The sequence below is a fragment of the Microbacterium sp. 16-032 genome, assembly GCF_041079455.1.
Taxonomy (GTDB): Bacteria; Actinomycetota; Actinomycetes; order Actinomycetales; family Microbacteriaceae; genus Microbacterium; species Microbacterium testaceum_A.
Genome location: NZ_JBFYGQ010000005.1, coordinates 304,518 through 326,114, shown reverse-complemented (window position 1 = coordinate 326,114; position 21,597 = coordinate 304,518). Strand labels below are relative to the sequence as shown.

The window sequence follows — 21,597 nt, the reverse complement described above, 5'->3', positions numbered from 1 at the left end:
GCCGTGCCCGATCTGAATCTGACCGAGTCGCGTCTCACGCGGACCTCCGCGGGCACCATGGCGACCGGCTCGCGCACTTCGGTCACGTCGACCTCGGTCCGTCGACAGCGTCGGATCGTGCGCGCGGTGGTCCAGGTCGCGGAGTGGTGGCGGATCACGACCGAGGCCGTCGCCGCCGCGGTGCGATGGGCTGGCCGGACCGTGCGTCCCGCCGGGGCGGTGGTCGTGGTCGCCGCGACGGTCGGCATGCTGCTGGGCGTGCTGTTCGGGTGGGTCGAGTGGATGGTCGCGGGCAGCGCGGCGCTGATCCTGTTGGTCATGAGCGTGCCGTTCCTGTTCGGCGCTCGGGCCTACGAGGTCGACCTGGCGCTCGAGCACGAGCGCGTGACCGCCGGCAACGGTGTGACGGGAGAGATCGTTGTGCGCAACGAGAGCGCGCGTCCCGCGCTCCCCGGCCGCCTCGACATCCCCGTCGGTCGGGGCCTCGTGGAGTTCGGGGTGCCCTTCCTCCGCCCCGGGCAGAGCTCCACCGAACCGCTCGAGATCCCCCCGCTCCCGCGCGGAGTCGTCCGGGTCGGGCCTGTCACGACGGTGCGCAGCGATCCCGTGGGCCTGCTTCGTCGGGAGCACGCCTTCGACGACGTGCACGACCTGTTCGTGCACCCGCGCACGGTGGGGCTGCCCTCCACGAGCGCGGGTCTCGTGCGCGACCTCGAGGGCAACGCCACGCGCCGACTGGTCGATGCGGACATGTCGTTCCACGCCATCCGCGAGTACGTCCCCGGGGACTCCCGTCGGCAGGTGCACTGGAAGTCCACCGCGAAGACGGGCCGGCTCATGGTGCGGCAGTACGAAGAGTCGCGCCGCTCGAGGATGGCGGTCGTGCTCGCTGCGGCGACGCAAGAGTACACGGACGCCGACGAGTACGAGCTCGCTGTCTCGGCCGCGGCCTCCCTGGGCCTTCGGGCCGTGCGCGACGCGCGTGACATCGACATCGTCACCGGGTCCGAGATCCCGCGTGTCGTGAAGGGGCGCCTGCGCGCCATCCGCCACATCCCCGTCGTGGCCCCGCGCACGATGCTCGACGGTTTCAGCGCGATCGAGCGGCACGAGAACACCATGCCCGTCGAGGACGTCTGCCGATTGGCATCCGAGGCGAACGAACGCCTCTCGATCGCCTTCGTGGTCGTGGGCGCCGCAGTGCCGCTCAGCCGCCTGCGCCAGGCGGCCCTCGCGTTCCCGGCCGATACGGCCGTCGCCGCCGTGATCTGCGACGAGCGCGCGCACCCGCGGATGCAGAACATCGCGGGCCTGACGGTGCTGACCATCGGCACCCTCGACGACCTCTCGGGTCTGCTGGTGAGGGGGGCGACCTCGTGAGCGGGCGTCGGAGCACGCGCGCGGGGATGCGCCGGCGCGAGACGAACCTGCCGCGCAATGCGGCCGCTGCCGTCTACACCGTGCTGTCGGTCGCGCTGGCCACCGTCGCCGCCTGGCCCGTTTACGCGTCGGGCTCCTTCCTGCTGCTGGTGGCGGTGTCGGTCATCGTCGCCGGAGCGGTGGTGGGGGTCGTGTCGTGGCGCCGGTGGAGCGGGTGGATCCTCGCCGCCGGTCTGCTGGGGGCGTTCACGGTGCTCGCGGTTCCGCTGGCCGTCCCCTCGCGGCTCACCTCTCCCCTCGACGTCCTGCGCGGGCTGGGCGAGTCGTTCGCGGGCGTCATCGTCGCCTGGAAGGACCTCGTCACGGTCGATCTGCCGGTGGGGGCCTACCGCAACCTGTTGATCCCCGCGCTCGTGATCTTCCTCGTGGGAACCGCCCTCACCTTCGCTCTCGCTACCCGCGGCGATCGCTGGGCGCCGTTCGCGGTCGTGGGCGGTCTGGGCATGACCGGGTTCGGCCTCTTCTTCGGGCGCACCTCGACCAGCGCGCCCCTGTCGATCGGCTCGTTCGACCTGCCCGCGCCGGTGGAGACCTTCGTGGGTCTCAGCGCCCTGCTGGTCTCGGTGCTGTGGTTGGCCTGGAGGGCGCAGGACGAGCGTGGGCGCGCCCTCCGCCGAGCGAGCGACGTCTCGGCCGTTCCCGTGGGTCCTGGACGCTCGCGCGCGGATCGCCGGAGGCTGGGCCTCGGTGCGGGAATGCTCGTGGTCGCGGTCGCCGTCACGGTCGCCGTGGTCCCCGCGGCCACCCGCGACGCGGATCGCCAGGTCCTCCGATCGGCTGCCGGTCCGGAGCGATTGATCGCCGAGGCCGTGAGTCCCCTGTCGGAGTACCGCTCGATGTTCTCCGATGCACGTTCCGATCAGGTGCTGTTCCGCGTCAGCGGGACGGGGGCGGAGCCCGAGCGCATCCGCATCGCGACCCTCGACGCCTACGACGGCGAGATCTTCCGGGCTTCCGGCAACGAGGGTGCCGGGTTCGTGCGCCTTCCGTCGACGCGCGATGCGGGGGAGGGCAGGCCCGTCGAGGCGGAGGTCGAGATCGTCGACCTCGGAGGCATCTGGATGCCGACCGCCGGCCGTCTCGCGTCGGCGACGTTCGAGGGAGACCGCCGCGGCCTTCTCGCCGACCGGTTCTACTACAGCTCCGACGCCGAGGCGGGCGTGCAGACAGCTGACGGCGGGCTCGTCGCGGGGGATCGCTACCGCCTCGACGCCGTCGAGCCCGTCACCGTCGATCTCGCCACGATGACGCCGCCGGGCGCGGGAGACGGCGTCTCCGGGGGAGACAACCTCCGTCGCTGGGTCGAGGAGCACGCCAGCGGCAACGACGGCGCGGCCCTGCAGAGCCTGGTCCAGATGCTCCGTCAGCGGGGCTACCTCAGCCACAGCCTCGCCCCGGAGGGTGGGCCGACGCCGAAGTGGGCGGCCGGTCTGCAGGGGTACCAGCTCCAGCCCAGCGCGTCCGGACACTCCCTGGCCCGTATCGACCGCATGTTCGAGCGTCTGCTCGAGCGGGAAGACGACCCGCGAGCCGCCGCTTCGGGTAACTTCGTCGCCGCCGTCGGCGATGACGAGCAGTTCGCCGTCGCCACGGCGCTCATCGCCCACGAGCTCGGCTTCCCGGCTCGGGTGGTCGTGGGCACGCGGTTGGTGTCCACGGACGCGAAGCTCTCCACCTGCGAGGCGGGGGAGTGTCGAGCGCGCGATCTCACCGCGTGGACCGAGGTGCAGGGATCCGACGGCCGATGGGCTCCCATCGATGTCACCCCGCAGTGGGAGCAGTCGCCGAGCCTCGAGGTCACTCAGCAGCAGGATCCCGAGAACGTCACGGAGGTGCGGCCCGACACCGTTCAGGAGGTCGTGCCTCCCGAGCCGGTCCAGGAGGACAACGCCCAGAACGACGACCCGCGCACGGACGACGGGGTCGACCTCGCCTGGCTGTGGGCGAGCCTGCGCATCGCGGGGATCTCGCTGCTCGTCCTGCTCGTGCTCTTCGGCCCGTTCCTCGCGGTCGTCATCGCCAAGGCGGTGCGCCGTCGTGGCCGTCGTCGCGACGCGGATCCGCGGACGGCCATCGCCGGAGGCTGGGACGAGTACGTCGACGCGGGCGTCGATGCGGGTCGCACCGTTCCGCGCGCGCCGACGCGTCGCGAGGTGGCGGAGGCCTTCGCCACCCCCTCCGGAACGCTTCTCGCCGAGGGTGCCGACCGGGCCGTGTTCTCGTCGGAGCAGGTGGATTCCGACGAGGTGGAGGCGTTCTGGCGCATCGTCGACGAGGAACGCCGTACTCTCACCCGTGAGCGGGGCTTCTGGCGGCGCCTGCGTGCGGCCGTATCGTTGAGATCGTTCCTGCGGTTCCTCGCTCCACGCCCTTCGCGGCGGGGGTCGCCGCACCGCGACGAGAGGGGGAAGCGCTCCACCGCCCTGGTGGAACGCGACACGACATGAACGATTCGACCATGGTGGTGCTCGGGGCGACGTCTTTCGCCCTCGTCGTCGTCCTGTACGTCTGGCTCGCTCTCGCCCTCGCGGCGCTTTTCCGCAAGGTCGGAGAACCCGCCTGGAAGGCGTGGGTGCCCGTCCTGAACGGGGCTACCGTGCTCAAGCTCGGCGGGTTCTCGCCGTGGCTGATCCTGTTGAACCTCGTGCCCATCTTCGGAGGGATCGCCTTCATCGCGGTCTTCATCGTGGCGGTGCATCGCATCAACACGGGGTTCGGGGTCGGAGCGGGCCTCACCGTCGTGGGGGCGTTGTTCCCCGTCATCTGGGCGAGCATCCTGGGCTTCGGGTCCGCGCGGTGGCACGGGGAGCGCCGTACGAGCCGCCCCGACGAGAACTCCGCTCCCGTCCGGCGCGGCAAGGACTTCGACGGCCCGTACGTCCCCCTCATCGGCGGATGGACCCCGGAACAGGGGCCCTCGGCTCCCGCCCCGGATGCCGCGGCTCCCTCCGCGCCGCCCGCGCCGGTGTCCGCCCCGGTCACCCTCCCCTTCGCCGGTCCCTCGCCGTCGCTCGCCGACGCGGTTCCCTCGGTGAACGACTGGGCCCCGCCGGCTCACGTCCCCGCGCCCGCGGCGGAGCGCCCTCCTGCAGAGGACGAGCGGGTCGGGCAGGCCCGCGACGCCGCGCCCGCGACGTCCGTCTTCGACGTGCTCGATGCCCTGCGCGACGGGTCACCTGTCGAGGACGACCGTCCCGCAGCCGCCCCCGCCGCCCCGCCGGTTCCGTCCGCAGCGCCCGAGGCTCCCCGCTCCCACGTCGCCGACGCTCCGGCGGCCGTCCCCACCTGGGCGCCGCCCGTGGTCGCACCGACGCCCTCGCTCGCTCCGGCCGACGAGGTCGAGGAGGAGTCCGACCCCGTCGCTCCGTGGGCCAACCCGCCGCGTCGTTCCTCGCAGGGTGCCGCATCCGCGCCCATCGCGGACGTGCCCCTCACTCGCCCCGCACCCGACGCGGTCCCCGCTCCTCGCCCCTCGGTGGCCGCGGCCCTCGACGAGTTCCCCGAGTTGTCCGAGGCGGTCTCCGCGGTGGCTGAGGCTCCGGATGCCGGCTCCCCCCGCTCCGCGCGCACGTCGGTGTCGGCGCTCTACACGCAGCCCGAGGTTCCGGCGGTGTCGGCAGAGGACGACTTCGACGCCCTCGATCGGACCGTCGTCACGCGTCGCAAGCGAATCCCGTGGGCTCTCGTGCCGCCGAGTGGCACGCCCGTCGATCTCACCTCCGCGGTGGTGATCCTGGGTCGCCGTCCCGGCCCCGACTCCGCCTATCCGGATGCGCAGCTCGTGCCGATCTCGGACGAGACGCGGACGGTCTCCAAGACCCACGCGCGTCTCGAGCTCCGCGGCGACACCTGGTACGTCACCGATCTGCACTCCACCAACGGCGTCCTCTTCGCCACGCTCATGGGTACCGAGGTCGAGGCCCCTCCGGGCGAGGAGATCGAAGCCGGTGAGCGCTTCTTCCTCGGTGACGCGGAGGTGCGCCTCTCGCGGAGCGACGCGTGAGCGGCCCGTACGACCGCCCGGACGACCCCGACGAGGTCACGCTCTGGGCAGGGCGACTCCGATCGTGGCCGACCCCGGCGCCGGCGGAGGACGACGAGCTCGCCGACGAGACGGTCCTCTCCCGTCGGGACACCCCGGACGACGACACGGTTCTGTCGGCGGCCGATGCCCCCGAGGACGAGACTTTCGTCTCGCGGCGGACGCCGGGGGAGGAGTCCTCGGCTTCGCGGGTGGAGCTTCCGGACGGGGCGACGGTGGTTTCGCGTCGTGAGGCGACGGTGGAGGAGTCCTCGGCTTCGCGGGTGGAGCTTCCGGACGATGCGACGGTCGTGTCGCGTCGTGAGGCTCCGGTGGAGGAGCTCTCGGCTCTCCCCGTGGAGCTTCCGGACGACGAGACGATCGTGTCGCGCGCGGACCTGTCGGCGGGTGAGATGTCGCGGTCGCGGGTGGATCTTCCCGACGACGCGACGGTCGTCTCGCACCGTGAGGTCCTCGACGACGCGACCATCGCTTCGCCCCCGGCGCGATCCGCACTTCCCGGCCGGGCCGGTCCCGCCGACGACGAGGTGGGCACCACCGCTCCGCGGCGCGCCGCCACGGCTCCCCCGCTCGACGCCGCCGTTCCCGACGGGGCGAGGCGGAGCCGATCAACGTCGGAGGCGGAGGATGCCGTCCCCGACGAGCTCACCCGTCGCCGAAGCTCCGACCCGGATCCGCTCGACGAGGCCACGCGCGCTCGTCCCGCCGCGGACGTCGACGACGAGACCGCCTCGGGCTCGCGCCGTCGTCGCCGCGAAGCGGCAGGGGGACGGACGGAACCGGTGGTCGAGGGCGCCGTTCGCGATGCCCGTGTCCCCGACGCCCTCGCCACGGAGTCGTACGAACCGCGACGCGAGGCGCCCGCGCGAGTCGAGCGTGTCGCCGCCGTCCGAGCGCCGTCGGCCCCGGACGTCGGGACGGTCCGTCCGCGCGCGAACCGGGGCGCCGGCCGCGTCATCGTCCTCGTCGCGGTCATCGCGGTGGTGCTCGTCGCCTCGATCGTCGGGGCCGTCCTGCTGCTGACAGGCTGAGGGGCTCGGCATCCGGGATACTCCCAGTGACCGGACCCGTACTCGTTTGCCCACGTCCCGGGGAACGCGTATCATTGGCCGGGTGTGCGTTCACGCGCGCCGTGCGTCATGCCTTCGGGTGAGTCGTTCGGATCAACGCTCGCACCATCTCAGGGATCGGCCTGCGAACAGGTCGCCCCCACGGCATATCCACCACGAATCGCGCGAGATCATTCTGGCGCGCGGTGGATCACACGTGAGCCCGACACGTCACGAATCGCAAGATGAGCGACATGACGGGGGAGACACGACGCTGTCACCGTGCAGCACCCTGGGCGCCACCGCGAGGGAACGTCCAGCCAATCAAGGAGAGAACGTGCCAACCATTCAGCAGTTGGTTCGCAAGGGCCGCTCGCCGAAGGTCTCGAAGACCAAGGCTCCCGCGCTGAAGTCGAACCCCCAGCAGGCCGGCGTGTGCACCCGCGTGTACACCACGACCCCCAAGAAGCCGAACTCGGCCATGCGCAAGGTCGCCCGCGTGAAGCTGCGCAACGGCACCGAGGTCACCGCCTACATCCCCGGCGAGGGCCACAACCTGCAGGAGCACTCGCTCGTGCTGGTTCGCGGCGGTCGCGTCAAGGACCTCCCCGGTGTCCGTTACAAGATCGTCCGTGGTGCACTCGACACCCAGGCTGTCAAGAACCGTAAGCAGGCTCGCAGCCGCTACGGCGCGAAGAAGGGCTGAGAAACATGCCTCGTAAGGGTCCTGCCCCGAAGCGTCCCGTCGTCAACGACCCGGTGTACGGCGCTCCCGTCGTCACCCAGCTGGTCAACAAGATCCTCGTCGACGGTAAGAAGTCCATCGCCGAGTCGATCGTCTACGACGCCCTCAAGGGTGTCGAGGCGAAAAACAGCCAGGACGCCGTCGCCACGCTCAAGAAGGCGCTCGACAACGTCCGTCCCACCCTTGAGGTCAAGAGCCGCCGCGTCGGCGGCTCGACCTACCAGGTTCCCGTCGAGGTCAAGCCGCACCGTGCGAACACCCTCGCGCTGCGCTGGCTCGTGAGCTACGCGAAGGGTCGTCGTGAGAAGACGATGACCGAGCGTCTGCAGAACGAGATCCTCGACGCCTCGAACGGCCTCGGTGCCGCGGTCAAGCGCCGCGAAGACACCCACAAGATGGCCGAGTCGAACCGCGCCTTCGCGCACTACCGCTGGTAAAACCCGCGGAGGGTCCGTGACCGCACCCCGGTCGCGGACCCTCCGATGGGCCCGGCATCAACCTCCCAACAGGTAAGGAAGACACCCGTGGCACAAGACGTGCTCACCGACCTTCACAAGGTCCGCAACATCGGCATCATGGCCCACATCGATGCCGGCAAGACCACGACGACCGAGCGCATCCTGTTCTACACGGGCGTCAACCACAAGATCGGTGAGACGCACGATGGTGCGGCGACCACCGACTGGATGGAGCAGGAGCAGGAGCGTGGCATCACGATCACCTCCGCTGCTGTGACCTGCTTCTGGGACAAGAACCAGATCAACATCATCGACACCCCCGGTCACGTCGACTTCACGGTCGAGGTCGAGCGCTCGCTGCGCGTGCTCGATGGCGCCGTCGCCGTCTTCGACGGCAAGGAGGGCGTCGAGCCCCAGTCCGAGACCGTGTGGCGTCAGGCCGACAAGTACGACGTCCCCCGCATCTGCTTCGTCAACAAGATGGACAAGCTGGGCGCCGACTTCTACTTCACGGTCGACACCATCGTCAACCGCCTGAAGGCCAAGCCGCTGGTCATCCAGCTGCCGATCGGTGCCGAGAACGACTTCGTCGGCGTCATCGACCTCGTCGAGATGCGCGCACTGGTGTGGCCCGGCGACGCCAAGGGTGACGTGACCATGGGCGCCAAGTACGAGATCCAGGAGATCCCGGCCGACCTCGCCGACAAGGCCGCCGAGTACCGCCAGCAGCTCCTCGAGACCGTCGCCGAGTCCGACGACGCCCTCCTCGAGAAGTTCTTCGGTGGCGAGGAGCTCACGGTCGCCGAGATCAAGGGCGCCATCCGCAAGATGACGATCAACTCGGAGCTCTACCCCGTGCTCTGCGGTTCGGCGTTCAAGAACCGCGGCGTGCAGCCCATGCTCGACGCGGTCGTCGACTACCTCCCCTCGCCCCTGGACGTGCCGGCCATCGAGGCCCACGACCCCAAGGACGAAGAGATCGTCATCGAGCGCCACGCCGACCGCGAGGAGCCCTTCGCGGCTCTCGCGTTCAAGATCGTGACGCACCCGTTCTTCGGTCGCCTCACCTACATCCGCGTGTACTCGGGTCACCTCGACTCCGGCGCCCAGGTCGTCAACGCGACCAAGGGCAAGAAGGAGCGCATCGGGAAGATCTTCCAGATGCACGCCAACAAGGAGATGCCGGTCGACTCGGTCACCGCCGGTCACATCTACGCGGTCATCGGCCTCAAGGACACCACCACCGGTGACACCCTGTGCGACCCGGCCAACCAGGTCGTCCTCGAGTCGATGACGTTCCCGGAGCCGGTCATCGAGGTCGCCATCGAGCCCAAGACCAAGGCCGACCAGGAGAAGCTGGGTGTCGCCATCCAGAAGCTCGCGGAGGAAGACCCGACGTTCCGCGTCGAGCAGAACTCCGAGACCGGTCAGACCGTCATCAAGGGCATGGGCGAGCTGCACCTCGACATCCTGGTCGACCGCATGAAGCGCGAGTTCAAGGTCGAGGCCAACGTCGGAAAGCCGCAGGTCGCGTACCGCGAGACCATCCGCAAGTCGGTCGAGCGTCACGACTACACGCACAAGAAGCAGACCGGTGGATCGGGTCAGTTCGCGAAGATCCAGTTCGCGATCGAGCCCCTCGAGGTCACGGCCGACAAGACCTACGAGTTCGAGAACAAGGTCACCGGTGGTCGTATCCCGCGCGAGTACATCTCGCCGACCGACCAGGGCTTCCAGGACGCCATGAACGTCGGCGTGCTCGCCGGCTACCCCATGGTGGGTGTCAAGGCGATCCTCCTCGACGGTGCCTCGCACGACGTCGATTCCTCGGAGATGGCGTTCAAGATCGCCGGCTCCATGGGCTTCAAGGAGGCCGTCCGCAAGGCGAACCCCACGATCCTCGAGCCGATCATGGCCGTCGAGGTCCGTACTCCCGAGGAGTACATGGGCGACGTCATCGGCGACCTGAACTCGCGTCGTGGCCAGATCCAGTCGATGGAAGACGCCGCCGGCGTCAAGGTCGTCCGGGCCAACGTGCCGCTGTCCGAGATGTTCGGCTACATCGGTGACCTGCGCTCGAAGACCTCGGGTCGCGCCGTCTACTCGATGGAGTTCGACAGCTACGCCGATGTCCCGAAGGCCGTCGCCGACGAGATCATCCAGAAGAACAAGGGCGAGTAAAACCGCTCTCACGGATGCCGGGAACCCCGGGTTCTGCTCAGGTTCCCGGCATCCGCTCAAACTGAATACCGACTCTCTAGTAATCTGAGAACCATCCCCGCGAAGAACCGGTCGCAATCCAGTGCCCGAGACCTCGCAACCAACGTCCTGAGGAGGACCCAGTGGCTAAGGCCAAGTTCGAGCGGACCAAGCCGCACGTGAACATCGGAACGATCGGTCACGTCGACCACGGCAAGACCACGCTCACCGCTGCCATCTCGAAGGTGCTCGCCGACAAGTTCCCGTCGGCCACCAACGTTCAGCGCGACTTCGCGTCGATCGACTCGGCGCCGGAAGAGCGTCAGCGCGGTATCACGATCAACATCTCGCACGTCGAGTACGAGACCCCGAAGCGTCACTACGCTCACGTCGACGCGCCCGGTCACGCCGACTACATCAAGAACATGATCACCGGTGCCGCTCAGATGGACGGCGCGATCCTCGTGGTCGCCGCCACCGACGGCCCGATGGCTCAGACCCGTGAGCACGTTCTGCTCGCCAAGCAGGTCGGCGTTCCCTACCTGCTGGTCGCGCTGAACAAGAGCGACATGGTCGACGACGAGGAGATCCTGGAGCTCGTCGAGCTCGAGGTTCGCGAGCTGCTGTCGTCGCAGGACTTCGACGGCGACAACGCCCCCGTCGTCCGCGTCTCGGGCCTCAAGGCTCTCGAGGGCGACGAGCAGTGGGTCAACGCGATCGTCGAGCTCATGGAAGCCGTCGACGAGTCGATCCCCGACCCGGTGCGTGACAAGGACAAGCCGTTCCTCATGCCCATCGAGGACGTCTTCACCATCACCGGTCGTGGAACGGTCGTCACGGGTCGCGCCGAGCGCGGTACCCTCGCGATCAACTCCGAGGTCGAGATCGTCGGCATCCGCCCGACGCAGAAGACCACGGTCACGGGTATCGAGATGTTCCACAAGCAGCTCGACGAGGCCTGGGCCGGCGAGAACTGTGGTCTGCTCCTCCGCGGCACCAAGCGTGACGACGTCGAGCGCGGCCAGGTCGTCGTGAAGCCCGGTTCGGTCACCCCGCACACCAACTTCGAGGGCACGGCGTACATCCTGTCCAAGGAAGAGGGCGGCCGCCACAACCCGTTCTTCACGAACTACCGCCCGCAGTTCTACTTCCGCACCACCGACGTGACCGGCGTCATCACGCTGCCCGAGGGCACCGAGATGGTCATGCCCGGTGACACCACGGAGATGTCGGTCGAGCTCATCCAGCCGATCGCCATGGAAGAGGGCCTCGGCTACGCGATCCGTGAGGGTGGCCGCACCGTCGGTGCCGGTACCGTCACCAAGATCCTCAAGTAAGTCCTTCCAGACTTCACTCGGCACAGGCCGGGCCTTCGGGCCCGGCCTTTGTCGTTGCCGCGGGGGATTCTCCCTCGAGTGCGATCTCCGAAGCCGGGGGTTCCGTTCCGCGCCGGTCCGTGACCACAATGAGGCGAGAGTCGGCGGAATCGCCGGCCGTGTCTGCGAAGGAGATGCGCATGGGAGTGGACGACATCATCGCCAAGGGCAAAAAGCTCCTGGACGAGAACCGCGACAAGATCGAAGAGGCTCTGATGAGCGAGAAGGCCGAAGAGGTCAGCGACAAGGTGCTCGATGGAGCGGCCGACGCCATCAAGAAGGTCGTTCCCGCGGAACACCACGCGAAGGTCGACGAGACCCGAGCGAACGTCGACAAGCACATCGGCAACGCCTGACGAACGCAGCCCGGAGCGGCGCCGTCCCCGAGCATCGGGGCGGCGCCGCTGTCGTTCGGACTGCGGTTTGCTGTGCATCGGCCGGGCGCGACACGCCCGGGTTTGCGACTCGCCCGAGCGGTACGTAGACTAGTCCAGTTCCACATTCCGGTGCGCGCTCGGCGTGCGCCAGGATCACTGTCTCGGCAGTGCACAGGCGGCGCGTCAGCGCAGGGTCCTGGGCCGCGGGCAGCAGAACACCACACCGAACCCCCTTCATCTCCTTGTGAGATTCGCGCGCGTGCGTGCGAGGGGCGGGCCGGATGCCATGGCATCCGGTTTCACAGCTGAACAGCGGTGCAGCATCTCTCGCGAAAGCGAGGGGAAGTGCCAGGGCGCGAAAGCGCCACCGTGCGTCCAATGCCCCAGGTCGGGTAAGACGCGAGAAAGAGAGAGAGCAGACAATGGCGGGACAGAAGATCCGCATTCGCCTGAAGTCGTACGACCACGCCGGGCTTGACTCGTCGGCGCGCAAGATCGTCGACACCGTGACCCGTGCCGGTGCCACCGTGGTGGGCCCGGTTCCCCTTCCGACCGAGAAGAACGTCGTGTGCGTCATCCGGTCGCCCCACAAGTACAAGGACAGCCGCGAGCACTTCGAGATGCGCACCCACAAGCGCCTCATCGACATCATCGACCCGACGCCCAAGGCCGTCGACTCGCTGATGCGCCTCGACCTTCCTGCCGATGTCAACATCGAGATCAAGCTCTGAGGTTCGACATGGCTGACATCAACTCCAAGATCTCCAAGGGCCTCCTCGGCACCAAGCTCGGCATGACCCAGGTGTGGGACGAGAACGGCAAGCTCGTTCCCGTCACCGTCATCGAGGTCGCACCGAACGTCGTGACCCAGCTGCGCTCGCTCGACAAGGACGGCTACAACGCCGTTCAGATCGGCTACGGCCAGATCGACCCCCGCAAGGTGAACAAGCCGCTCACGGCTCACTTCGACGCCGCGGGCGTCACCCCTCGCCGCCACCTCACCGAGGTGCGCACGGCTGACGCCGCAGACTACGCGCTGGGCCAGGAGCTCACCGTCGACGGTCTGTTCGAGGCCGGCCAGCTGGTCGACGTCGTCGGCACCAGCAAGGGCAAGGGCACCGCCGGTGTCATGAAGCGTCACAACTTCAAGGGCGTCTCCGCATCCCACGGTGCGCACCGCAACCACCGCAAGCCCGGCTCGATCGGCGCCTCGTCGACCCCGAGCCGCGTCTTCAAGGGCATGCGCATGGCCGGCCGTATGGGTGGCGAGCGCGTGACCGTCCTCAACCTCACGGTGCACGCCGTCGACGCCGAGAAGGGACTCATGCTCGTCAAGGGCGCCGTCCCCGGTGCTCGTGGCCGCATCGTCTACGTCCGCAACGCAGTGAAGGGTGCCTGATCATGGCTGACTCGACTCTCGCGCTCGACGTCGTGAAGGCCGACGGCAAGAAGGCCGGCTCTGTCGAGCTGCCCGCCGCGCTCTTCGACGTCAAGACGAACATCCCGCTGATCCACCAGGTCGTCGTGGCGCAGCGCGCTGCGGCTCGCCAGGGCACGCACTCGACCAAGCGTCGTGGCGAGGTCTCCGGTGCCGGTCGCAAGCCCTTCAAGCAGAAGGGCACGGGTAACGCCCGCCAGGGCTCGATCCGCGCGCCGCACATGACCGGTGGTGGCGTCGTCCACGGCCCCAAGCCCCGCGACTACAGCCAGCGCACCCCCAAGAAGATGATCGCGGCCGCCCTCCTGGGTGCGCTCAGCGACCGTGCTCGTGGGCAGCGTCTGCACATCGTCGACAGCTTCGCCATCGAGGGTGCCCCCTCGACCAAGGCCGCTGCCGCCGCGCTGAAGGCCTTCGGTGCCGTCAAGAACGTCCTCGTGGTCATCGACCGCGACGACGAGCTGACGATCAAGAGCGTCCGCAACCTCGCGTACGTCCACGTGCTGACCGTCGGCCAGCTGAACACCTACGACGTGATCGTCTCCGACGACATCGTCTTCACCAAGGCCGCCTACGACGCGTTCGTCGCGTCGAAGTCCGCAGCCACCGAGGAGGTCTCGGCATGACCACCGTCAACAAGGACCCGCGCGACATCATCCTGAAGCCGGTCGTCTCGGAGAAGAGCTACTCGCTCATCGACGAGGGCAAGTACACCTTCCTGGTGGACCCCCGTTCGTCGAAGACCGAGATCAAGCTCGCCATCGAGAAGATCTTCGGCGTCAAGGTGGCCTCGGTCAACACGATCAACCGCGTCGGCAAGGCCCGTCGCACCCGCTTCGGCATCGGCAAGCGCAAGGACACCAAGCGCGCCATCGTGTCGCTCAAGTCGGGCACCATCGACATCTTCACGTCTGTCGGCTGACGGTCGGGATAGAGGACAAGAACAATGGCTATTCGCAAGTACAAGCCCACGACCCCCGGTCGCCGCGGCTCGTCGGTGGCCGACTTCGCCGAGATCACCCGATCGACGCCTGAGAAGTCGCTGCTGCGCCCGCTGTCGAAGACCGGTGGCCGCAACAACCAGGGCCGCATCACGACCCGCCACATCGGTGGTGGACACAAGCGTCAGTACCGTCTGATCGACTTCCGTCGTAACGACAAGGACGGCATCGACGCCAAGGTCGCTCACATCGAGTACGACCCCAACCGCACCGCGCGCATCGCGCTGCTGCACTACGCCGACGGTGAGAAGCGCTACATCCTCGCTCCGGCGAAGCTGTCGCAGGGCGACGTCGTCGAGTCGGGTGCCGGTGCTGACATCAAGCCCGGCAACAACCTGCCGCTGCGCAACATCCCCACCGGTACCGTGATCCACGCGATCGAGCTCCGTCCCGGTGGCGGCGCGAAGATGGCCCGTTCGGCCGGCGCCTCCGTGCGTCTGGTCGCGAAGGACGGCCCCTACGCGCAGCTGCGTCTGCCCTCCGGCGAGATCCGCAACGTCGACGTCCGCTGCCGCGCGACGATCGGCGAGGTCGGCAACGCCGAGCAGTCGAACATCAACTGGGGCAAGGCCGGCCGCATGCGCTGGAAGGGCGTCCGCCCGACCGTGCGTGGTGTCGCTATGAACCCGGTCGACCACCCGCACGGTGGTGGTGAGGGTAAGACCTCCGGTGGTCGTCACCCTGTGTCGCCGTGGGGTAAGGCCGAGGGCCGCACCCGCCACGCGAACAAGGAGAGCGACAAGCTCATCGTCCGCCGTCGCACCGCCGGCAAGAAGCGCAAGTAGGAGTAGAGGAAGATGCCTCGCAGCCTTAAGAAGGGCCCCTTCGTCGACGAGCACCTGCTTCGCAAGGTCGTCTCGCAGAACGAAGCCGGTTCGAAGAACGTCATCAAGACCTGGTCGCGCCGTTCGATGATCATCCCCGCCATGCTGGGACACACCATCGCCGTGCACGACGGTCGCAAGCACATCCCCGTGTTCGTGACCGAGACCATGGTCGGCCACAAGCTGGGCGAGTTCTCGCCCACCCGCACCTTCCGCGGCCACGTGAAGGACGACAAGAAGGGCCGTCGCCGCTAAGGCGACCGAGGAGGAGAGAGAAATGGTGGAGTCCATCGCACGTGTGCGACACATCCGCGTGACCCCTCAGAAGGCTCGTCGCGTCGTCGCCCTCATCAAGGGCAAGCAGGCCGAAGAGGCCCTCGCGATCCTGAAGTTCGCGCCGCAGGGCGCGAGCGAGCCGATCTACAAGCTCGTCGCCTCGGCCATCGCGAACGCTCGCGTCACGGCCGACAAGACGAACGAGTACCTGGATGACGCCGACCTGTACGTGAAGAACGCGTACGTCGACGAGGGCACGACGCTCAAGCGTTTCCAGCCCCGCGCTCAGGGTCGCGCCTTCCAGATCAAGAAGCGCACGAGCCACATCACGGTCGTGCTCGCGACGCCCGAGACCGCTGAAGCGGCCCCGGCTCGCGCCAACAAGAAGGCGAGCAAGTAATGGGACAGAAAGTCAACCCGTACGGCTTCCGCCTCGGCATCACGACCGACCACGTGTCGCGGTGGTTCTCGGACTCGACGAAGGCCGGTCAGCGTTACGCCGACTACCTCGCCGAGGACATCAAGATCCGTCGCCTGCTGACCACCTCGCTCGACCGCGCCGGTGTCAGCAACATCGAGATCGAGCGCACGCGTGACCGTGTCCGCGTCGACATCCACACCGCCCGTCCGGGCATCGTGATCGGTCGCCGCGGCGCCGAGGCCGAGCGCATCCGTGCCGACCTCGAGAAGCTCACCGGAAAGCAGATCCAGCTGAACATCCTCGAGGTCAAGAACCCCGAGGCCGACGCTCAGCTGGTCGCTCAGGGTGTCGCGGAGCAGCTCACCGCTCGCGTGGCGTTCCGTCGCGCGATGCGCAAGGGTCTCCAGGGCGCGCAGCGTGCCGGTGCCAAGGGTGTCCGCATCCAGGTGTCGGGCCGCCTCGGCGGCGCCGAGATGAGCCGCTCGGAGTTCTACCGCGAAGGCCGTGTGCCCCTGCACACCCTGCGCGCGAACATCGACTACGGCTTCTACGAGGCCAAGACCACCTTCGGCCGCATCGGCGTGAAGGTCTGGATCTACAAGGGCGACCTCACCAACAAGGAGCTCGCCCGCGAGCAGGCCAACGCGCCCAAGTCCCGCGGTCGTGACGACCGCGGCGGCGACCGTCGTCGTGGCCCTCGTAACGAGGCCCCCGTGGCAGAAGGAGCGTCGGCGTAATGCTCATCCCCCGCAAGGTCAAGTACCGCAAGCAGCACCACCCCGGCCGTTCGGGCCAGGCCACCGGTGGCACCCAGGTGTCGTTCGGTGAGTTCGGGATCCAGGCGCTGACCCCCGCTTACGTGACCAACCGTCAGATCGAGTCCGCTCGTATCGCCATGACGCGTCACATCAAGCGCGGTGGAAAGGTGTGGATCAACATCTACCCCGACCGCCCCCTCACGAAGAAGCCCGCCGAAACCCGCATGGGTTCGGGTAAGGGTTCCCCCGAGTGGTGGGTTGCGAACGTCAAGCCGGGCCGCGTCCTCTTCGAGGTCGCGGGCGTCGACGAGCAGCTCGCTCGCGAAGCTCTGACCCGAGCAATTCACAAGCTGCCCCTGAAGGCACGCATCATCAAGCGCGAGGAGGGCGACGCGTAATGGCGATCGGCACCAAGCAGCTCGCCCCGAGCGAGCTCGACACGTTCGAAGACCAGCGCCTCGTCGAGGAGCTGCGTAAGGCCAAGGAAGAGTTGTTCAACCTGCGCTTCCAGTCGGCCACCGGCCAGCTCGAGAGCCACGGTCGCATCCGTGCAGTCAAGCGCGACATCGCGCGTCTGTACACCGTGATCCGTGAGCGCGAGCTCGGCATCCGCGCCACCCCGGCCCCGGTCGAGGCGACGAAGGCGAAGAAGAGCAAGGCGAAGAAGGCGGACTCCGCTGACGACGCCGCGAAGGAAGAGGCGGAGTAATGGCTACCGCGAAGAAGGCCGAGGCGCAGGTCCCCGGTCACGAGCACTCCGAGAACGACGTTCGCGACGAGAACGCCCGCGGTTACCGCAAGGCGCGTCGTGGCTACGTCGTCAGCGACAAGATGGACAAGACCATCGTCGTCGAGGTCGAGGACCGTGTGAAGCACCCGCTCTACGGCAAGGTCATCCGCCGCACCTCGAAGGTCAAGGCGCACGACGAGTCCAACTCGGCGGGCATCGGCGACCTCGTCGTCATCAACGAGACCCGTCCGCTGAGCGCCACCAAGCGCTGGCGCCTGGTCGAGATCCTCGAGAAGGCCAAGTAAGCCTCGCGGCTTACTTGGAATCCAAGGAGTAAAAAGTGATTCAGAACGAATCCCGGCTGAAGGTCGCCGACAACACCGGCGCCAAGGAGCTGCTCACCATTCGCGTGCTCGGCGGCTCCAACCGTCGCTACGCCGGCCTCGGTGACGTCATCGTCGCCACGGTCAAGGACGCGATCCCCGGTGGAAACGTCAAGAAGGGCGACGTGGTCAAGGCCGTCGTCGTCCGTGTCGTCAAGCAGACCCGCCGTCCCGACGGCTCGTACATCAAGTTCGACGAGAACGCCGCCGTGATCCTGAAGAACGACGGGGAGCCCCGCGGCACCCGTATCTTCGGACCGGTCGGCCGTGAGCTTCGCGACAAGAAGTTCATGAAGATCGTCTCGCTCGCCCCGGAGGTCATCTGATCATGGCGAAAATCAAAAAGGGCGACCTGGTTCAGGTCATCTCGGGCGCCAAGCCCGAGCGCGGCGGCGACCGCGGTAAGCAGGGCAAGGTCCTCGAGGTCCTCGTCGAGCAGAACCGCGTCATCGTCGAGGGCGTGAACTACGTCACCAAGCACAACCGCGTGGGTCAGTCCCAGCGCGGCACCAAGACCGGCGGCATCGAGACCTTCGAAGCTCCGATCCACATCTCCAACGTCGCGATCGTCGATCCCTCGACCAAGAAGCCGACCCGTGTCGGTCGCCGGGTCGAGGAGCAGGTGAAGGACGGCGTCAAGCGCACCGTCCGCGTGCGCTTCGCGAAGAAGTCAGGCAAGGACCTCTGAACATGAGCACCTCGACTGCCGCGGCGGCTGGCAAGATCCAGCCCCGCCTGAAGCAGAAGTACAACGCCGAGATCAAGAAGGCGCTGCAGGACGAGTTCGGCTACGAGAACGTCATGCAGATCCCCGGTCTGGTCAAGGTCGTCGTGAACACCGGTGTCGGTGAGGCGGCTCGTGACAGCAAGGTGATCGATGGTGCGGTCGACGACCTCACCAAGATCACCGGTCAGAAGCCCATCGTCACCAAGGCCCGCAAGTCCATCGCGCAGTTCAAGCTGCGCGAGGGCCAGGCCATCGGTGCGCACGTCACCCTCCGTGGCGACCGTGCGTGGGAGTTCGTGGACCGCCTCGTCAACCTCGCCCTGCCCCGCATCCGCGACTTCCGCGGACTGTCGGCCAAGCAGTTCGACGGCAACGGCAACTACACCTTCGGTCTCCAGGAGCAGTCCGTGTTCCACGAGATCGATCAGGACCGCATCGACCGCGTGCGTGGTTTCGACATCACCATCGTCACCACCGCCAAGACCGACGACGAGGGTCGCTCGCTGCTCCGCCAGCTCGGCTTCCCCTTCCAGTCGGCCGACGCGCAGGCCTGACACCTCGGGCCCCCGGGTTTCCGGGGGCCCCTCATAGAAGGTCGACTGTCGCGTAACGGCAGTCGAAACCTCATGATCGAAAGAAGCAACACATGACGATGACAGACCCGGTCGCAGACATGCTGACCCGTCTGCGCAACGCGAACTCGGCGCACCACGACTCCGTGTCGATGCCGAGCTCCAAGCTCAAGACGAACATCGCCGCCATCCTCAAGCAGGAGGGTTACATCGCCGACTGGAGCGTCGAAGACGCTCGCGTCGGCCAGACCCTCAACATGACGCTGAAGTACGGCCCGAACCGCGAGCGGTCGATCGCCGGCATCAAGCGCGTGTCGAAGCCCGGCCTCCGCGTGTACGCGAAGTCGACCGAGGTCCCCACGGTCCTCGGTGGCCTCGGCGTCGCCATCCTGTCCACCTCCTCCGGTCTCCTCACCGACCGTCAGGCCGAGCAGAAGGGCGTGGGCGGAGAAGTTCTCGCCTACGTGTGGTGATCTGACATGTCGCGTATTGGACGTCTTCCCATCGACATCCCCGCCGGTGTCACCGTTTCGGTGAACGGCCGGGAGGTCTCCGTCAAGGGCCCCAAGGGCGAGCTCGCGCTCACCGTTGCCCAGCCCCTCGAGGTCGCGGTCGAAGAGAACCAGGTTCTCGTCACGCGTCCGGACGACGAGCGCGAGTCGCGGTCGCTCCACGGCCTGACCCGCACTCTCATCAACAACAACATCATCGGTGTCACCGAGGGCTACACCAAGGGCCTCGAGGTCGTCGGTACGGGTTACCGCGTGGCGCAGAAGGGGAGCTCGATCGAGTTCGCCCTCGGCTTCTCGCACCCCGTCCTGATCGACCCGCCCGCCGGCATCACCCTCACGGTCGAAGGCAACAACAAGGTCACCGTGAGCGGCATCGACAAGCAGGCCGTCGGCGAGGCCGCCGCCAACATCCGCAAGATCCGCAAGCCCGAGCCCTACAAGGGCAAGGGTGTGCGGTACGCGGGCGAGGTCGTGCGCCGCAAGGCCGGAAAGAGTGGTAAGTAGCCATGGCTGTCAAGACAAAGTCCGTCGCTCGCTCGCGTCGCCACCTTCGTCTTCGCAAGAAGATCGTCGGTACCGAGCTGCGCCCCCGCCTCGTGGTGACGCGTTCCGCTCGCCACGTCTTCGTCCAGGTCGTGGACGACAGCAAGGGCCACACCGTGGCCTCCGCCTCCACCCTCGAGACCGACCTGCGCGGCTTCGACGGTGACAAGACCGCCAAGGCCCGCAAGGTCGGCGAGCTCGTCGCCGAGCGTGCGAAGGCCGCCGGCGTGTCCGACGTCGTGTTCGACCGCGGCGGTAACCGTTACGCCGGTCGTGTCGCCGCGATCGCCGACGGAGCTCGCGAAGGAGGGCTGAACCTGTGAGTGACAACAAGGAGACCGAAGTGACCGAGCAGACTGCACCGGCTGAGGGTGCGGCTGCGGCTCAGGCCCCCGCCGAGCGTGAGCGCGAGCCGCGTCGCGGTGGTCGCGAGCGCAACACCAACCAGCGCGACCGTGGTTCGCGCGACCGCAACGAGAGCCAGTTCCTCGAGCGCGTCGTGACGATCAACCGCGTGTCGAAGGTGGTCAAGGGTGGCCGTCGCTTCAGCTTCACGGCGCTCGTCGTCGTGGGCGATGGCAACGGCGTCGTGGGTGTCGGTTACGGCAAGGCCCGCGAAGTCCCCCTCGCCATCTCGAAGGGTGTCGAAGAGGCCAAGCGCAACTTCTTCCGCGTCCCCCGCTCGGGCTCGACCATTCCCCACCCCGTCCAGGGTGAGGCCGCTGCCGGTGTGGTGCTCCTGCGCCCCGCCGCTGCCGGTACCGGTGTTATTGCCGGTGGTCCCGTCCGCGCCGTCCTCGAGTGCGCCGGCATCCACGATGTCCTCTCGAAGTCGCTCGGCTCGTCGAACACGATCAACATCGTGCACGCGACCGTCGAGGCGCTGAAGTCGCTCGAGGAGCCCCGCGCCGTGGCCGCCCGCCGTGGCCTGGAGTTCGACCAGGTCGCCCCGGCCCGCCTCGTGCGCGCCGAGGCCGCCGCTCAGAAGGTAGGTGCCTGATGGCCGAGCGTCTGAAGGTCACGCAGATCAAGTCCAAGGTGAGCGAGAAGCAGAACCAGCGTGACACGCTGCGTTCGCTCGGTCTCAAGCGGATCGGCGACTCGGTCGTCCGTCCCGACGACGCGCAGACGCGCGGTTACGTCAAGACCGTCGCCCACCTCGTCAAGGTTGAGGAGATCGACTAATGGCTGCCAAGAAGGACGAGACCGCCACGGTCGACGCCCCGAAGAAGGCATCGGCTCGTAAGACGGCCGAGAAGAAGGAAGCCCCCGCGGCGCGCCCCGGCGTGCTCAAGGTCCACCACCTGCGTCCCGTCCCGGGCGCCCGCACCGCCAAGACCCGTGTGGGTCGCGGTGAGGGCTCGAAGGGTAAGACGTCGGGTCGCGGTACCAAGGGAACCAAGGCCCGTTACCAGGTCAAGGTCGGCTTCGAGGGTGGGCAGATGCCGCTGCACATGCGCACCCCGAAGCTCCGCGGCTTCAAGAACCCGTTCCGTGTCGAGTACCAGGTCGTGAACCTGGACAAGCTCGGCGAGCTCTACCCGCAGGGTGGCGACGTGACCGTCGCCGACCTGGTGGCCAAGGGCGCCGTCCGCAAGAACGAGAAGGTCAAGGTGCTCGGCACCGGCGACGTCTCGGTCGCGCTGACCGTTTCGGTCGACAAGGTCTCCGGCTCCGCTGAGCAGAAGATCGTCGCCGCTGGCGGCTCCGTCAACTGACGCCCGAC

At 67.8% G+C, this 21,597-nt stretch carries 29 protein-coding genes; all 29 read left to right on the top strand.

Annotated features, from left to right (window positions below; all coding sequences use genetic code 11):
* Positions 1-3: 3 nt before the first annotated feature.
* The 29 genes from AB6V31_RS12885 to rplO all read left to right on the top strand — a co-directional run bounded on the left by AB6V31_RS12885 (position 4) and on the right by rplO (position 21,589).
* Positions 4-1,380 carry a DUF58 domain-containing protein gene (locus AB6V31_RS12885; protein ID WP_369366060.1) on the top strand — a complete coding sequence of 459 codons (1,377 nt, stop codon included), beginning with the start codon at positions 4-6 and terminating at the stop codon, positions 1,378-1,380.
* Positions 1,377-3,887 (top strand): DUF3488 and transglutaminase-like domain-containing protein, encoded by a 2,511-nt coding sequence (locus AB6V31_RS12880; protein WP_369366058.1) that lies wholly within the window; start codon positions 1,377-1,379, stop codon positions 3,885-3,887. The genes AB6V31_RS12885 and AB6V31_RS12880 overlap by 4 nt, the downstream gene beginning before the upstream one ends.
* Positions 3,884-5,443 (top strand): DUF5684 domain-containing protein, encoded by a 1,560-nt coding sequence (locus AB6V31_RS12875; protein ID WP_369366056.1) that lies wholly within the window; start codon positions 3,884-3,886, stop codon positions 5,441-5,443. The genes AB6V31_RS12880 and AB6V31_RS12875 overlap by 4 nt, the downstream gene beginning before the upstream one ends.
* Complete coding sequence (locus tag AB6V31_RS12870) at positions 5,440-6,513, top strand: hypothetical protein (protein ID WP_369366055.1); 1,074 nt, start codon at positions 5,440-5,442, stop codon at positions 6,511-6,513. Before AB6V31_RS12875 ends, AB6V31_RS12870 begins: the two co-directional genes overlap by 4 nt.
* 355 nt (positions 6,514-6,868) lie before the next feature.
* Positions 6,869-7,237 carry a 30S ribosomal protein S12 gene (gene rpsL / locus AB6V31_RS12865; protein ID WP_013584051.1) on the top strand — a complete coding sequence of 123 codons (369 nt, stop codon included), beginning with the start codon at positions 6,869-6,871 and terminating at the stop codon, positions 7,235-7,237.
* Between the two features lie 5 nt (positions 7,238-7,242).
* Complete coding sequence (gene rpsG / locus AB6V31_RS12860) at positions 7,243-7,713, top strand: 30S ribosomal protein S7 (protein ID WP_013584050.1); 471 nt, start codon at positions 7,243-7,245, stop codon at positions 7,711-7,713.
* Between the two features lie 87 nt (positions 7,714-7,800).
* On the top strand, positions 7,801-9,915 hold the full coding sequence (gene fusA / locus AB6V31_RS12855) for an elongation factor G (RefSeq protein WP_056226235.1): 2,115 nt from the start codon (positions 7,801-7,803) through the stop codon (positions 9,913-9,915).
* A 161-nt stretch (positions 9,916-10,076) separates the two neighbouring features.
* Entirely contained in the window at positions 10,077-11,270 is a 1,194-nt protein-coding gene (tuf, locus tag AB6V31_RS12850; protein ID WP_056226238.1) for an elongation factor Tu, read from the top strand.
* Between the two features lie 179 nt (positions 11,271-11,449).
* Positions 11,450-11,665 (top strand): hypothetical protein, encoded by a 216-nt coding sequence (locus AB6V31_RS12845; protein ID WP_369366053.1) that lies wholly within the window; start codon positions 11,450-11,452, stop codon positions 11,663-11,665.
* A gap of 443 nt (positions 11,666-12,108) precedes the next feature.
* Positions 12,109-12,417, top strand: a complete 309-nt coding sequence (gene rpsJ, locus AB6V31_RS12840) for a 30S ribosomal protein S10 (protein WP_013584016.1) — start codon at positions 12,109-12,111, stop codon at positions 12,415-12,417.
* An 8-nt stretch (positions 12,418-12,425) separates the two neighbouring features.
* Positions 12,426-13,085 carry a 50S ribosomal protein L3 gene (gene rplC, locus AB6V31_RS12835; protein WP_369366051.1) on the top strand — a complete coding sequence of 220 codons (660 nt, stop codon included), beginning with the start codon at positions 12,426-12,428 and terminating at the stop codon, positions 13,083-13,085.
* Positions 13,086-13,087: 2 nt separating this feature from the next.
* A complete protein-coding gene (gene rplD, locus AB6V31_RS12830; protein WP_369366049.1) occupies positions 13,088-13,750 on the top strand; it encodes a 50S ribosomal protein L4 in 663 nt (220 codons plus the stop codon).
* Positions 13,747-14,046, top strand: a complete 300-nt coding sequence (rplW, locus tag AB6V31_RS12825) for a 50S ribosomal protein L23 (RefSeq protein ID WP_056226248.1) — start codon at positions 13,747-13,749, stop codon at positions 14,044-14,046. The genes rplD and rplW overlap by 4 nt, the downstream gene beginning before the upstream one ends.
* A gap of 24 nt (positions 14,047-14,070) precedes the next feature.
* The gene (gene rplB, locus AB6V31_RS12820) at positions 14,071-14,910 is read left to right on the top strand and encodes a 50S ribosomal protein L2 (protein ID WP_013584012.1); all 840 of its coding nucleotides are present in this window, start codon (positions 14,071-14,073) and stop codon (positions 14,908-14,910) included.
* 12 nt (positions 14,911-14,922) lie between these two features.
* Positions 14,923-15,204 (top strand): 30S ribosomal protein S19, encoded by a 282-nt coding sequence (rpsS, locus tag AB6V31_RS12815; RefSeq protein ID WP_013584011.1) that lies wholly within the window; start codon positions 14,923-14,925, stop codon positions 15,202-15,204.
* A 22-nt stretch (positions 15,205-15,226) separates the two neighbouring features.
* Positions 15,227-15,625 carry a 50S ribosomal protein L22 gene (gene rplV / locus AB6V31_RS12810; RefSeq protein ID WP_013584010.1) on the top strand — a complete coding sequence of 133 codons (399 nt, stop codon included), beginning with the start codon at positions 15,227-15,229 and terminating at the stop codon, positions 15,623-15,625.
* Positions 15,625-16,383, top strand: coding sequence for a 30S ribosomal protein S3 (gene rpsC / locus AB6V31_RS12805; RefSeq protein ID WP_013584009.1), 759 nt, complete (start codon positions 15,625-15,627; stop codon positions 16,381-16,383). The genes rplV and rpsC overlap by 1 nt, the downstream gene beginning before the upstream one ends.
* On the top strand, positions 16,383-16,802 hold the full coding sequence (gene rplP / locus AB6V31_RS12800; RefSeq protein WP_056226254.1) for a 50S ribosomal protein L16: 420 nt from the start codon (positions 16,383-16,385) through the stop codon (positions 16,800-16,802). The genes rpsC and rplP overlap by 1 nt, the downstream gene beginning before the upstream one ends.
* Positions 16,802-17,113: a 50S ribosomal protein L29 gene (gene rpmC / locus AB6V31_RS12795; RefSeq protein WP_056226256.1), complete on the top strand. Its 312-nt coding sequence runs from the start codon at positions 16,802-16,804 to the stop codon at positions 17,111-17,113. The genes rplP and rpmC overlap by 1 nt, the downstream gene beginning before the upstream one ends.
* A complete protein-coding gene (gene rpsQ / locus AB6V31_RS12790) occupies positions 17,113-17,439 on the top strand; it encodes a 30S ribosomal protein S17 (protein WP_369366047.1) in 327 nt (108 codons plus the stop codon). The genes rpmC and rpsQ overlap by 1 nt, the downstream gene beginning before the upstream one ends.
* Positions 17,440-17,474: 35 nt before the next feature.
* Positions 17,475-17,843: a 50S ribosomal protein L14 gene (rplN, locus tag AB6V31_RS12785; protein WP_013584005.1), complete on the top strand. Its 369-nt coding sequence runs from the start codon at positions 17,475-17,477 to the stop codon at positions 17,841-17,843.
* 2 nt (positions 17,844-17,845) lie between these two features.
* Entirely contained in the window at positions 17,846-18,205 is a 360-nt protein-coding gene (rplX, locus tag AB6V31_RS12780) for a 50S ribosomal protein L24 (RefSeq protein WP_056226262.1), read from the top strand.
* Positions 18,206-18,207: 2 nt separating this feature from the next.
* Positions 18,208-18,798, top strand: coding sequence for a 50S ribosomal protein L5 (rplE, locus tag AB6V31_RS12775; protein ID WP_056226265.1), 591 nt, complete (start codon positions 18,208-18,210; stop codon positions 18,796-18,798).
* A 92-nt stretch (positions 18,799-18,890) separates the two neighbouring features.
* A complete protein-coding gene (rpsH, locus tag AB6V31_RS12770; protein WP_013584002.1) occupies positions 18,891-19,289 on the top strand; it encodes a 30S ribosomal protein S8 in 399 nt (132 codons plus the stop codon).
* 6 nt (positions 19,290-19,295) lie between these two features.
* Positions 19,296-19,832: a 50S ribosomal protein L6 gene (gene rplF / locus AB6V31_RS12765; RefSeq protein WP_056226268.1), complete on the top strand. Its 537-nt coding sequence runs from the start codon at positions 19,296-19,298 to the stop codon at positions 19,830-19,832.
* Between the two features lie 2 nt (positions 19,833-19,834).
* Positions 19,835-20,194, top strand: a complete 360-nt coding sequence (gene rplR / locus AB6V31_RS12760) for a 50S ribosomal protein L18 (RefSeq protein WP_056226271.1) — start codon at positions 19,835-19,837, stop codon at positions 20,192-20,194.
* Positions 20,195-20,214: 20 nt separating this feature from the next.
* Entirely contained in the window at positions 20,215-20,871 is a 657-nt protein-coding gene (rpsE, locus tag AB6V31_RS12755; RefSeq protein WP_225310208.1) for a 30S ribosomal protein S5, read from the top strand.
* Complete coding sequence (gene rpmD / locus AB6V31_RS12750) at positions 20,871-21,056, top strand: 50S ribosomal protein L30 (protein ID WP_013583998.1); 186 nt, start codon at positions 20,871-20,873, stop codon at positions 21,054-21,056. Before rpsE ends, rpmD begins: the two co-directional genes overlap by 1 nt.
* Positions 21,056-21,589, top strand: a complete 534-nt coding sequence (gene rplO / locus AB6V31_RS12745; RefSeq protein ID WP_369366044.1) for a 50S ribosomal protein L15 — start codon at positions 21,056-21,058, stop codon at positions 21,587-21,589. The genes rpmD and rplO overlap by 1 nt, the downstream gene beginning before the upstream one ends.
* The last annotated feature ends 8 nt before the right edge of the window (positions 21,590-21,597 follow it).